Below are 13,471 nucleotides of genomic sequence, written 5' to 3' on the forward strand. Positions count from 1 at the left end.
AGATGTACCATGGCTTTTAATAAGAGACCGTATAACAATCCATTTTTCGAAGGTGACCCAACTGAGTTATTTAGAGATTTTGGACGTCAATTTTTTGAACATTTTCCTGAAACTACGAGCATTAAATCAGATGTAAGAGAGTTAGATAATGTTTTTATAATTGAAGCTGAACTTCCTGGTTTCAAAAAAGAAAATATTAGCTTACAATTTGAAAATAACGCTCTAACAATTGAAGCTAAGCAATCAAACGACGATAAAGAGCAAGATGAGGATGGTCGCATACTTCATCAAGAACGCACTTATAGCGATGTTAAGCGTCAATACCCTTTTGAAAATATAGATGAAACAGCTATTAAAGCATCATTTGAAGATGGCGTATTAAACGTAACACTACCTAAAAAAGCACAAGAAGAACACTCAGCATCAAATATCCAAATAGATTAATATAGTCATTCTATTGGCTACTGATAATCTTTATAAAATAAATTAAAAAGCTGTAGTTAGAGAAATTATCTAACTACAGCTTTTTTTATAATGTCGTTTTTAATTTTTCACGTTTCATAATGTGACTCATGGTAACTAAAGCAATTACACCAAATATCGCTAATAAGATAAAAGAGAAATGACTTGTTCCAGTAAGACTTGTTATATAGGCTATGACTAATGGCGGGAAGAAACCGCCTAAGCCCCCCATCATTGAAACTATACCATTAGCTGATCCAGCCTCTTTTCCAAAATAAGATGGCACGAGTTTAAATATTAAACCATTACCGACACCTGCGCACATACTAATGAGTAAACAACCTATTGTAAATAATAAGATATGGGCTGATAGACCTAGCATAATTGCACCGATAATCATCAATATAAAGTCACACATTAGTAAAGTTACAGCATTAAACTTATCTCCTAACACGCCGCCTAGCGGTCTTAGGAAAGTAGCTAATGCGATAAAGACACCCGCTCTTATACCTGCATCAACTTCACTGATGCCAAAATTTTGTACTAAAAAATTAGGTAAAAACAATCCAAAAGCTACGAATGAACCAAATGTAATAAAATACCAAAGTGATAAATAATATAATCTTAAATCTTTCATCAAAATTTTATACTGTTTAACTAAAGGTACTTTTATTTTTTGTTCTTTATTGTCACCTAACAAAAACATAAAAATCGCAAAAAGTGCTATGACGATTAAATAACCTCTCACTGTTGATTGCCAGCCTATAATACCAGCTATCGGGGGCGCTAAGAATGAGGAAATGGCAGTCCCAATATTTCCCATGCCATATATACCATTTGCTAATCCTACGCGTTCTTTTGGAAAATACTTAGGTATGGATGTTACACCTACTGAAAATACTGCGCCACCTACTCCAAGAAAGAAACCTGATGCCATTAACATCCTAGGCGATTGTGCATAACTTAAGAAGAATATCGGAAATAATAATATAATAAAACTACAAAAGAATACCCATTTCGCACCAATAATATTTGTCAAATAACCAAAAGGGACCCTTAAAATAGAACCTAATATAACAGGAATAGCTAAAATAATAGAAAGTTGGCTGCTTGTAATATGCACATCCTGAGAGATAAAAGGCATAAGTGGCGCAATAATACTCCATGCCATAAAACCTACAACAAGACTTAAAGACTGTAATGTTAATTGAAAAACACCACTTGCTTTGTTCATTTATTTCACCTTCAATTTATAATATTTTTTGATAACTAAGACCAGTATTTGCACACAGTTGAAGTGCTGAATTTCTATATAACAATCATTATCACCGGTGTAATATGAGTAAGTATAAACGTTACTATTAGCAGAATCCTGGCCTCATTTTTATTATAAAATCTTTGTGAAAAATTGAACATAAGGATTATCCCTTAACAAATTGCGGAATTTCCCTACTTCATTAAGCGGCTTTTTTAAAAATAGAATATATTCCAGTAGTTAGATAGTGAAACGACTTTATCCTGTATTATATGTGTTCTAATTAACAAAAAGAGCTAACCTATGCCTATCTATTTAGGCATTTACGTTAGCTCTTTTATATAATTAATGTTTTAAAAATCAATCAATTTTTTCTTCATAGCATATTCTACTAATTCTGGTTTTGATTTTAATTCTAATTTTTGCATAATATGTGTTTTATGTGCTTCAACTGTTTTTACAGAAACAAATAACTTTTCAGCGATATCTTTATTCCCATAACCTTTTGCTATTAAAGGTAATATCTCTATTTCACGCTTTGATAAAATCTTATAAGGGTCTGTTGTAGCTTGCTTATCATGACCTGAATTGTTCACGAATTCATTGACTAACGATGTCGTCAATTTCATATCAACATATGTTTCCCCTTTAAAAACTGTTCTAATTGCCAGTATCAATTGTTCATCAGGGGCGTTTTTTAAAATATATCCTTTAGCTCCATTTCTTAATACGTGAAATAGATATTCTTCGTCATCATACATTGTTAATATTAAAATTTTCGTATCTGGAAAGCTTTCTGTAATTTTGCTTGTTGCTATAAGCCCAGATTCACCTGGCGGCATACTTAAGTCCATGATTAGTACGTCTGGCTTGTACTTCATTACTTTTTGGTAAGCTTCCACGCCATCGGCTGCAGTTCCAACTACTTCCATATCTTCTTGATAATTTAATATCATTGTAAACCCAGTACGCACAACTGCATGATCATCCGCGATAACTATTCTCAAAATTAATGTCTCCTTATCCCCTATATTGGAACTTCTAATGTAACAATTGTGCCTCGACCTATTTGAGTATCAATATTTATTTCAGCATTTACAAGTTCTGCACGCTCGTTCATACCATAAAGTCCCAAGCCTGTTCCTTTTGGCTGGTCTGTCTTTATAAATCCATTGCCTCTGTCTATGATTTCAGCAATAAGTTTTCCATGACTAACTTGCACATCAACTTCAATTGTATCAACGTTCGCATATTTAATCGCGTTAAATAAAGATTCTTGTACAATTCTATAGACTACAGTTTCAATTTCATTACCAAATCTATGCATTGCTAAATTAGATTGATAGATAATATTAATACCATAATTTACTTCTGCCTGTTTAAAATATGTCTTAAAGGCTGCATCTAATCCTAAGTCATCTAATGAAGACGGTCTAAGTTCCACAGATAAATTACGTATATCATCAATTAACTTAGACATTAAGCCTTCTATGCGTTTAGAACCATTAACCAACTGTTCTATTTCTTGTTGATATTTTAAAAGTCTTAATTCAACATCGATATTTAACATTTCTTGTACTACACTATCATGCAATTCTCTAGATATTCGTTTTCTTTCATTTTCTTGTGCTGAGATTGTTTTTTGCATCATTTTTCGTTGGTACATCTTATCGTGTCTTTCTATTTGAGGAGATACATTTTGTAACGTGAACGCTTTAATTCCTTTAGATTCGTCAATCGTTTGATAGGTAGCTGCAAAGGGTTCAACTGTACCACGTGTTGTTTTCATAAATACCTGAAAGCTAGTATTTCCTACGTTTTCTGGCTCTAAAAAGCAATACCTACAAGATTGCAAATCAAATTCATTAGTATAACCGTCACAATGATTACATATGACATTAGTCATACCTTCATAATCATTGTCCAATGAGATAATATCCCTTGCTGCTTGATTCATTGCAACAACTTGGCCACGATTATCAACGAATACAATTTTTTCACTCGTATTATTAAAATATTGCATTAACAACGATTCCATATCTAACTGTTGATTGCTTTCCATTATAATCACCTAATCTTCTTCATTAAATATGCCCAATTTACTTTTAAGTGATATGTTTTTATATGTTTTAGGCAATGGTTGTTGGTTTCTCTGGCCTAGTAATAAAACACCATAAACTTTCTTTTCATACCATAAAGGTATCGCAACCATCGCTGTTAATAACTCACAAAGAACGATAGGATATTTATGTTGTTCGTGCGAAGATAATGATTGTGCTACATTTTCTATCACCATACGTTTACCTGTCTTCATCACGTTACCTGCTAATCCTTTTCCCTTACGTAGCACAATCAGTTTATAACGATTATTTAAATTTCCAGAGGCATAACACCACTTAATTGGGGAAATATCACTTTCTTGCTCATAAAATGCTATTGCCGCAAAATCAAATCCTTCTTCGCTTCGAATTGAGTCTAATATTGATTGGTAGTTAATACTTTCTTTTAACGATAACGCCTTCAACTTATCGCCTCCATTCAAACTTTATGTTTACGATAAATAATATAACTACGACTTGCATATGTGAGTGGCACGCTCCAAACATGCACCAATCTAGTAAACGGCCAGAATGCCATAATTATAAAACCTAAAAGTATATGCATTTTAAAAGCAAGTGGCACTTGTAACATCAAATCGGCGTTCGGAGAAAATATAAATAATTGTCTAAACCAAACTGATATTGTCTCTCTATAATCAAATGATGGTATCGTTGCATTAGTCACTAGCGTTGCATAGCATCCCATAAAAATAATCGTTAATAATAAGAAATTAACAATAATATCAGATGCTGAACTTAGTCTTCTTATATTTTTTTTAGTCACACGTCGTGCAGTTAATAGCAACATACCAATCAATGTTATTATACCAAAAATACTTCCAATATAAACAGCTCCAATATGGTATAAATGATCGCTCACGCCTACTGCAGTTAACCAAGATGCAGGGATAAGCAAACCTACTATATGCCCCATCGCCACAGGAATAATACCCAAATGAAACATTAAACTGCCCCATTTAAGTTGTTTCTTTTCTATAAATTCACTAGATTTTGCAGTCCATGAAAATTTATCAAACTTAAATCTAGCAAGGTGCCCGATAAAAAAGATTGCTATACATAAATAGGGCATAATCACCCATAGAAATTGATTAAACATGTTGCTCCACCTCATTTGCAGGCTCTATACAAGCTTTTAACGTTTCTCTTAAACCTTTTATTAAGAAATAATAAGGGCTATTTTGCTCGGCTAATTGGTTTGTCATTGCATACGTACCATCCTCAATAATCATAATGACAAATTCAATATTCCCTTTTGCTCTTGGATCATTTTGCCACTGTGCTATATACAAAAATTCAAGCATTAATGGCAGAAAATCAGATAGTTCATTATCTGCCATCTTCAATCCAAACATTTCATATAATACTTTTAATTTAGCTAATAATTGTCCACGCTCTTTTTGAGTATCAAATTTATTATATGTCATATAGAGTGGCGCAGTTTTATTGAAATCAAATGTATCGGAATACAATTGCTTTATTTGTAGTAAGCTCAATTCATACATTTGTTCACGATACTGAATTATATCTTGGTATGCCGGATGTTCCATATGAATAACTTCTTCAAACGTTTTAGGGTGTAATGTCAGCTTATCTGGAAATATTAATTGTTGTGCAAAGTATCCAAGTGCCTCTTGATGTTTATTAAACTGCGCTAAATTAATCACGGAAAATCCCTCCATAGAAATTTTCATTATAGATTTCTTGTCCTGATTTTCCAGAAGCAGTAGTTACAGGCACACCACATCCATCGCAATTCGACCCGAAGTATTCTCCTCCATATCCTTCACTACCTTGAGCACGATATGTGTCCATATAGGCTTCTTTGTGTGATGTTGGTATCACAAATCGATCTTCGTGTTTAGCAATTGCTAATAATCGATACATATCTTTAGTTTGTCTTTCGGATAATCCAAGTTTTGATAATCTATCTACATCGAACGCTTTATTTGTTACTTGGGCACGCATATAACTTCTCATCATTGCCATGCGTTGCAATGCCGATTTCACTGGCTCAGTATCACCTGCTGTAAATAAGTTAGCTAAATATTGAATCGGTAATCTCATTTCTTCGATTGCCGGGAATATCATATCAGGATTTCTATTAGCTTTCGTTGCAGTTTGTCCTTCAAAATAACTCATAATAGGACTAAGCGGCGGGCAATACCATACCATTGGCATTGTGCGATATTCTGGATGTAAAGGGAATGCTAATTTATATTCAATAGCTAACTTATAGACTGGAGAATTCTGAGCAGCTTCTATCCATTCTAATGATATTCCATCTTTTTGTGCTTGTTCTATAACCGCTTCATCATAAGGATTTAAAAATAAATCTAATTGTTTTTCGTATAATTCTTGTTCATTTTCAGCTGTAGCGGCTTCTTCAACTCTATCAGCGTCATAAAGTAGTACACCTAAATAACGCATTCTACCAGTACACGTTTCTGAACATACTGTTGGCATACCTGCTTCAATTCGTGGGAAGCAAAAAGTACATTTCTCTGCTTTATTTGTTTTCCAGTTGAAATAAACTTTCTTATATGGGCAACCTGTCATACAATATCTCCAACCACGGCATGCATCTTGGTCTACAAGTACGATACCGTCTTCATCACGTTTATACATTGCTCCAGATGGACATGATGCTACGCAACTTGGGTTCAAGCAATGTTCACACAATCTAGGTAAATACATCATAAAAGTTTGATCAAATTGAAATTTAATATCTTCTTCAATACGCTTAATGTTTGGATCCTCTGGTCCTGTAACGTGACCACCTGCTAAATCATCTTCCCAATTTGGACCCCATTCTAAGTTTAATTTGTCACCTGAAATTAATGAATGTGCTGTTGCTACTGGAGAGTGATTAGTAGCTTTAGCTGTTGTAAGATTTTCATAATTATATGTCCATGGTTCATAGTAATCTTTAATCACTGGCATATTAGGATTGTAAAATATTTTCCCTAAAGCAATTTTCGATAACTTACTGCCGGATTTTAGTTCTAATTTACCTTTTTTATTTAAATACCAACCACCCTTATATCGCTCTTGATCTTCCCATTGTTTCGGATAACCAATACCAGGCTTTGTTTCTACGTTATTAAACCACATATATTCCGCTCCTGGTCTATTAGTCCACGTACTCTTACAAGTAACACTACACGTGTGACAACCTATACATTTATCTAAATTTAACACCATTGCAATTTGCGCTTTAATCTTCAACCCAGTCAACCTCCTTCAGCTTTCTCACTGCTACATAAACATCTCTCTGATTCCCTATTGGTCCGTAATAGTTAAAGTGATAACTAATTTGCGCATAACCTCCAACAAGTTGTGTTGGTTTTAAATGAATACGTGTTGGCGCATTATGAGAACCACCTCTTGTATCTGTAATTTGTGATCCCGGTGTTTCAATATGTTTATCTTGAGCATGATACATAAACATCGTTCCTCTTGGCATTCTATGAGATACTACGGCTCTTGCTGTTACAACACCATTTCGGTTATATATTTCTAACCAGTCATTATCTTTAATATTGTGTTTTTCTGCATCCTCATTGGAAAGCCATACAGTTGGCCCTCCTCTAAACAAAGTCAACATATGTTGGTTATCTTGATAAGTTGAGTGAATATTCCATTTACCATGTGGTGTTAAGTAACGTAAGACAAGTGTACTTTCATCTCCGGTTACTTTTTTGTCTCTCGTACCGAATACCATTGGTGGTAAAGTTGGTTTATACACGGGTAAACTTTCTCCGAATTGCTGGAACACTTCATGATCAATGTAATAACTTTGTCGTCCTGTTAATGTTCTAAAAGGAACCAAACGTTCTATATTGGTAGTAAATGGTGAATAACGTTTACCATTTTTATTTGAGCCAGGGAACACCGCTGTTGGAATGACTTCTCGCGGTTGTGCAGTTATATTTAAAAATGAAATCTTTTCTGATGCACGTTCACTTGAAATATCTTTCAACGGCATGCCCGTTTGTTGTTCTAAATCCTCGTAAGATTTTTGCGATAACTTACCATTTGTAGCTGAAGATAAATTTAATACAACGTCTGCAGCTCGTCTTGCAGTATCTAATCTTGGTCTATCATTTTTTACGGAATCCTCATCTTCTTCATTCCAAGTTCCAACCATGCTTTTTAACTCTTCATATTGTTCTGCTACGGAGAAACTTACTCCATGAGCACCTACTTTAGCTTTTTCTAATAAAGGCCCTACTGTAACGTATTTATCAAATATTTTAGTATAATCTCTATCGATTACTGCAAAACCTGGCATTGTTTTTCCAGGTATAGCTTCAATTTCGCCCTTCGTCCAGTCTTTAATTATCCCGTTCACATTAGAAATTTCTTGCTTAGAATCGTGTGCAAGTGGCGTTGTAACGACATCTTTATAAACTCCTTTAAGATGTACTTTAGCCATTTCTGACACCTCTTTACTTAATGTTTTAAAAATATCCCAGTCTGAACGTGATTCCCATAATGGGTCTATCGCAGGATTAAATGGGTGTACAAATGGGTGCATATCTGTAGATGACAAATCGTGTTTTTCATACCACGTTGCAGCAGGTAAGATGATATCTGAATACAATGGTGTAGATGTCATTCTAAAATCTAAAGATACTAGTAAATCCAATTTACCTTCTGTATCTTCTCTCCATTGAATTTCTTCTGGTTTTACCTCTTCGTTTGGCTCAGCTAATAAACCTGACTTTGCGCCGAGCAAATGTTTCATAAAGTATTCTTGGCCTTTAGCCGAGCTTGAAATTAAATTAGAACGCCATAAGAACAATGTCTTTGGATGATTTTGTTTTGAATCTGGGTCTTCAATTGCAAATTTCGTTTCTCTAGACTTCACGGACTCAATCGCACGTTTCATAATCGCTTCATTATTAAATTCTCCAACGTCTTTCGCTTCCTCACCAAAAGATAAACTATTTCTGTCAAATTGAGGATAAGACGGTAACCAACCACATCTAGCAGCTAAGACATTGTAATCAGCAGGATGTTGATGCTTAATATTTTCTGCCAATGGAGACTTCAAACTATCAATATTTGATTCTTCATATTTCCATTGGTCTGTTGCGAAGTAAAACCAACTTGTTCCATTTTGCAAACGTGGTGGTGCTTGCCAGTCTTTAGCAAAGGCAATCGTATTCCACCCTTCGATTGGTCGACATTTTTCTTGTCCGACATAGTGCGCCCATCCTCCGCCGTTTACACCTTGACAACCGCATAATAATACTAGATTTAAAATAGAACGATAAATCGTATCTGAGTTAAACCAATGATTAATACCAGCTCCCATGATAATCATTGAACGACCTTTGGTATCAATTGCATTTTGCGCAAACTCTCGACCAACTTGTGTCACAACATTTTGTTTAACCCCGGTAACTTTTTCTTGCCATGCTGGCGTATAATATGACGCTGCATCGTCATATCCTGATGCCTCAAGTTCATGATTGAAACGTTTCACACCATACTGGCTCGTCATTAAATCAAATACAGTGGTAATATATTTTTCTTCACCATTTGCTAATTTAACCTTTTGTACAGCAATAGGACGTTCAAATATACCGTTACCTTCATTATTAAAAAATGGAAACTGTATGTTTTTTAATTCATATTCATCTTCAGCAAGGCTCATTGCTGGATCAATTTGCTTACCTTCTTCATTTTCTAGTTTCAGATTCCATTGTTTATCCTCTTCCCAACGTTGACCCATCGTACCATTTGGGACTGTTAATTGTTTTTGTAATTTATCAAAAATTACAGGTTTCCATTCACTATTTTCAGTGGATTGGCCTAAGTCATGTGCACGTAAGAAACGTCCTGCTTTCAAGCCATTATTATCTTCATCTAACATTAGGATAAATGGCATATCAGTATATTGTTTTGCGTAATTAATAAAATAGTTATTCGGTTCATTCACATAATGTTCTTGTAAAATAACATGCGTCATCGCCTGTGCTACTGCAGCGTCTGTGCCTGGGTGCGGAGCTAACCAATTATCAGCAAATTTAACATTTTCTGCATAATCAGGGGCTACAGAAACTACTTTCGTCCCTTTATAGCGAACTTCCGTCATAAAATGCGCATCTGGCGTTCTCGTTAACGGGACATTAGATCCCCACATCATAATATAAGCTGCGTTGTACCAATCACTAGATTCTGGTACATCTGTCTGTTCACCCCATATTTGTGGAGAAGCAGGAGGCAAATCCGCATACCAATCATAAAAGCTCAGCATTTCTCCACCTAACAAGCTCATAAAACGCGCACCAGAAGCATAACTTAACATTGACATAGCCGGGATTGGAGTAAAACCAGCCAATCTATCTGGTCCATATTTCTTAATTGTATATATAATTTGAGCTGATATAAGTTTAGAAACGTCTTTCCAATTCGTTCTTACTAATCCTCCCGTACCTCTCGCCTGTTTATAAATCTTAGCTTTTTCTTCATTTTCAACAATTGAAGCCCAAGCAGCTACTGTATTGTTTTGATGTGCTTCTAATGCTTCTGTCCATAACTCCCATAGCTTTCCACGGATATAAGGGTAACGGATGCGTAAGGGACTATATTCATACCAAGAAAAAGACGCTCCTCGAGGACAACCACGTGGCTCAAATTCAGGTAAATCTGGTCCACAACTAGGATAATCTGTTTGTTGGTTTTCCCAAGTAATCACACCATTTTTCACAAATACCTTCCATGAACAAGACCCTGTACAGTTCACACCATGGGTCGTTCTTACTACTTTGTCATGACTCCAACGTTCTCTATACATTTTTTCCCATTCACGACTTTTACTTTCTAAGATTGACCAATCACCATTAAATTTTTCCGTTGGTTTGAAGAATTGCAATCCAAATTTTTTCATTTTATACATCCTCTCACATCATTCATGTATAATTTATATAGTATTCACAAATTTTGTATTTCTTTAATTCTTATAATAATTGTACATTTTTTCACAAAGTCTAAATATTAGGGATTTACCTATTTAGATAAAAGAATCCCCTAATAACTTTTTGAACATAAAAAACTCCCTTTACTTGTATAATGATTACCATCATTACAAGTAAAGGAAGTTTGTTTAAAATTTAAAAGTCATTTTTCTTTTATTTATACAGCAACTGCTTGTTCCTCACGCGCTTCTACTCGCATCAAGTGATCAACGATACCAGTATAAAATTCTTCAAGTTCTTGTCCTGTACGTTTTCTATCAAGGTTATCCAAACCTATGAAATCGACATGATCCCAATCTTTTTTAATTGGCATCACTTGCCAAACACCTTTTTCTGTAGCTTGCGTTAAATCTTGTACTTTTTTAGCGGGTTGTCCAGTTGGACTTAATGCAGATGTAACTGCTACAACACCATCATTTTCTTGCCAATCTTCTCTAAAATCTTTACCTATCAATTTACTTGTTAAATCCATTAGTCCAAACAAACCACTGTTAGGTCTGTGATGACCTAAACTATTTTTATGCGTTGCTTGACCTGCAAAAGATGTGTATACAATATTAGGATTAACTGATGTATTTAGGTTCAAATCCTCTGAGCCAAATGTTGTTAAATCTCTAGCTGCATTATCATCAGTATTCCAAACTGGACTATCTTTCAATCGTTTTACATATTCTATATAAGTTTCATTAGGCTGCTGTTCGAAGCCCCATTGTGAAAGTCCAAAATCAATTTTAGATTTTTTATTATTACCTAATTTTGCAATATTGTTCAATATATTTTTGATAAAATCTTTATTTGCTAACTTATCAGAAGCTTGAGAACCTTTATGTGGCGTTGCCAATGTTGTGATTGATGAAATCATATTATCTTTTTGCCCTTGGAATAATGGAGAAATTGTACCACCATGTTGTTCTTGATATTTAATTTCTTCAGGATTACCAAAACGTAAAAATTGCTCAAGTAAACGAATCGTTTGTCCGCCCATACTGTGACCAATTAAATGCACTTTCTGACCCGGTTCCCAGTCAGGCATAATACCTTCATACGTTTTTCCATATCTGTTATGACCGTATTTTGCCGCATGTGCCGCACCATAATCTACCTGACCGCCTTTAATATAGTGATATAACTCTACAGCACGACCATAGTTACTGCCAACTGCACTTATACTCGCTTCGTATACTTCATAACCTGCTTTTTCTAATTCTTCTTTCACTTTGTATTTCTTTCCACCCCAATAATTTGGATACAAATCCGGTTTATTACCATCCATTAAACCTAAGAAACCATGTACTAATATAATTGGGTATTTATTTACATGTACACCTTGTTCTGCTTTTTTAGCAGTTTTTAATAAAGATTCCACTTGAGCTTGTTGCACTTGAGAACGATTACGCGTTGTAGCTTGTTTATTTGCTTCTGAATCTTTTACTTTTGTTGGATCATTTTTAGTCTCTTGCTTTACTTCGTTTTTATTTGGATTAAAACCATTTTTTATTTTTAAATTTTCTATCTTTTGTTTATTGCTATTTTCGTCATTTTTATTTTCAGTGTCTGTTTGAGTTTTGTCATCTTTTTCTGCTTTCGCTTTATTCGAAGGTTCTTCTTCTTTGTCTGCTTCTACTTTATTCGAGGCTTCTTCTTCTTTTTCCACTTCTGCTTTATTCAGGGCTTCTTCTTCTTTGTCTACCCCTGCTTTATTCGAGGCTTCTTCTTCTTTTTCTGCTTCTGCTTTATTCGGAGCTTCTTCTTCTTTTTCTGCTTCTACTTTATTCGGGGCTTCTTCTTCTTTGTCTACCTCTGCTTTATTTGGAGCTTCTTCTTCTTTTTCTACCTCTGCTTTATTCGGAGCTTCTTCTTCTTCTTTTTCTACTTCTACTTTATTCGGGGCTTCTTCTTCTTTGTCTACCTCTGCTTTATTCGGAGCTTCTTCTTTGTCTACTTTTACTTTATCCGTGGCTTCTTCTTCTTTTTCTACTTCTGCTTTATTCGGGGCTTCTTCTTCTTTTTCTACTTCTGCTTTATTCAGAGCTTCTTCTTCTTTTTCTACTTCTGCTTTATTCAGAGCTTCTTCTTCTTTTTCTACTTCTGCTTTATTCGGGGTTTCTTCTTCTTTGTCTACTTCTGCTTTATTCGGAGCTTCTTCTTCTTTTTCTACTTCTGCTTTATTCGAGATTTCTTCTTTATGTTCATTATCAGAATCTGTTGACAATTTTTGATCCGTGGTTTGGTCAACACTATTATTTTTTTCAATATTTGTGTCTTTTTTTTCTGTTGGCGCGTCTTGAACAATAGGTTCTGTTTGTTTTACTAAGTCATTGTGAGATGCGGGAGATGTTTCAGATGATTGCTGACTTAATTCTTCAGGTGTATTACTTGATTCTAATTTAAAATTATTTTCAGAGGGAACTTGTTTCTCTTTGTTTGAGCTCGTGCCATTAGCTATATCGGAGTTAACTGTTGGAATATTGTTATTAGCATTTTCTTGTGTGTGATTCAATTCACTTGCTTCAGAAACGTGCCCACTTGCTATAAAAAATGTTGCTGCTAATACTGAAACCGTTCCGACTGAATACTTCCTAATACTAAATCTTTGTACTTCTGTTTTTGTAGATTGTTTCTCTTTTCTCTTCATTAAAATCACCTCA

At 34.6% G+C, this 13,471-nt stretch carries 10 protein-coding genes; 1 reads left to right on the forward strand and 9 read right to left on the reverse strand.

Annotation, left to right across the window (positions count from 1 at the left end; all coding sequences use genetic code 11):
* Positions 1-9 precede the first annotated feature (9 nt).
* Positions 10-444: an Hsp20/alpha crystallin family protein gene (locus tag ACF91D_RS01100; protein ID WP_039067284.1), complete on the forward strand. Its 435-nt coding sequence runs from the start codon at positions 10-12 to the stop codon at positions 442-444.
* 85 nt (positions 445-529) lie between these two features.
* On the opposite strand, the gene ACF91D_RS01105 is transcribed toward ACF91D_RS01100, so the two are convergent.
* From ACF91D_RS01105 to lip, 9 genes are all read right to left on the reverse strand, one after another.
* Positions 530-1,696 (reverse strand): nitrate/nitrite transporter, encoded by a 1,167-nt coding sequence (locus tag ACF91D_RS01105; protein ID WP_101049826.1) that lies wholly within the window; start codon positions 1,694-1,696, stop codon positions 530-532.
* 374 nt (positions 1,697-2,070) lie between these two features.
* Positions 2,071-2,724 (reverse strand): nitrate respiration regulation response regulator NreC, encoded by a 654-nt coding sequence (nreC, locus tag ACF91D_RS01110; protein WP_039067288.1) that lies wholly within the window; start codon positions 2,722-2,724, stop codon positions 2,071-2,073.
* A gap of 20 nt (positions 2,725-2,744) precedes the next feature.
* Positions 2,745-3,779 carry a sensor histidine kinase gene (locus ACF91D_RS01115; protein WP_327620738.1) on the reverse strand — a complete coding sequence of 345 codons (1,035 nt, stop codon included), beginning with the start codon at positions 3,777-3,779 and terminating at the stop codon, positions 2,745-2,747.
* Positions 3,780-3,788: 9 nt separating this feature from the next.
* Positions 3,789-4,241: a nitrate respiration regulation accessory nitrate sensor NreA gene (gene nreA / locus ACF91D_RS01120; protein WP_039067290.1), complete on the reverse strand. Its 453-nt coding sequence runs from the start codon at positions 4,239-4,241 to the stop codon at positions 3,789-3,791.
* A gap of 14 nt (positions 4,242-4,255) precedes the next feature.
* Entirely contained in the window at positions 4,256-4,933 is a 678-nt protein-coding gene (narI, locus tag ACF91D_RS01125; RefSeq protein ID WP_101049828.1) for a respiratory nitrate reductase subunit gamma, read from the reverse strand.
* Positions 4,926-5,501: a nitrate reductase molybdenum cofactor assembly chaperone gene (gene narJ, locus ACF91D_RS01130; protein ID WP_101093858.1), complete on the reverse strand. Its 576-nt coding sequence runs from the start codon at positions 5,499-5,501 to the stop codon at positions 4,926-4,928. The genes narI and narJ overlap by 8 nt, the downstream gene beginning before the upstream one ends.
* Entirely contained in the window at positions 5,494-7,062 is a 1,569-nt protein-coding gene (narH, locus tag ACF91D_RS01135) for a nitrate reductase subunit beta (RefSeq protein WP_069792337.1), read from the reverse strand. Before narH ends, narJ begins: the two co-directional genes overlap by 8 nt.
* Entirely contained in the window at positions 7,052-10,735 is a 3,684-nt protein-coding gene (locus ACF91D_RS01140) for a nitrate reductase subunit alpha (protein WP_327620739.1), read from the reverse strand. The genes narH and ACF91D_RS01140 overlap by 11 nt, the downstream gene beginning before the upstream one ends.
* Before the next feature lie 245 nt (positions 10,736-10,980).
* The gene (lip, locus tag ACF91D_RS01145) at positions 10,981-13,458 is read right to left on the reverse strand and encodes a YSIRK-targeted triacylglycerol lipase (RefSeq protein ID WP_327620740.1); all 2,478 of its coding nucleotides are present in this window, start codon (positions 13,456-13,458) and stop codon (positions 10,981-10,983) included.
* Positions 13,459-13,471 lie beyond the last annotated feature (13 nt).

The sequence above is a fragment of the Staphylococcus sp. 231237_7MaSpsaltlick genome, assembly GCF_043107035.1.

What these genes read in the sequence shown, in the direction of transcription:
- ACF91D_RS01115 (WP_327620738.1), bottom strand. Translation starts at nt 3,779, where the DNA reads ATGGAAAGCAATCAACAGTTAGATATGGAATCGTTGTTAATGCAATAT.
- ACF91D_RS01140 (WP_327620739.1), bottom strand. Translation starts at nt 10,735, where the DNA reads ATGAAAAAATTTGGATTGCAATTCTTCAAACCAACGGAAAAATTTAAT.
- ACF91D_RS01105 (WP_101049826.1), bottom strand. Translation starts at nt 1,696, where the DNA reads ATGAACAAAGCAAGTGGTGTTTTTCAATTAACATTACAGTCTTTAAGT.
- narI (WP_101049828.1), bottom strand. Translation starts at nt 4,933, where the DNA reads ATGTTTAATCAATTTCTATGGGTGATTATGCCCTATTTATGTATAGCA.
- ACF91D_RS01100 (WP_039067284.1), top strand. Translation starts at nt 10, where the DNA reads ATGGCTTTTAATAAGAGACCGTATAACAATCCATTTTTCGAAGGTGAC.
- lip (WP_327620740.1), bottom strand. Translation starts at nt 13,458, where the DNA reads ATGAAGAGAAAAGAGAAACAATCTACAAAAACAGAAGTACAAAGATTT.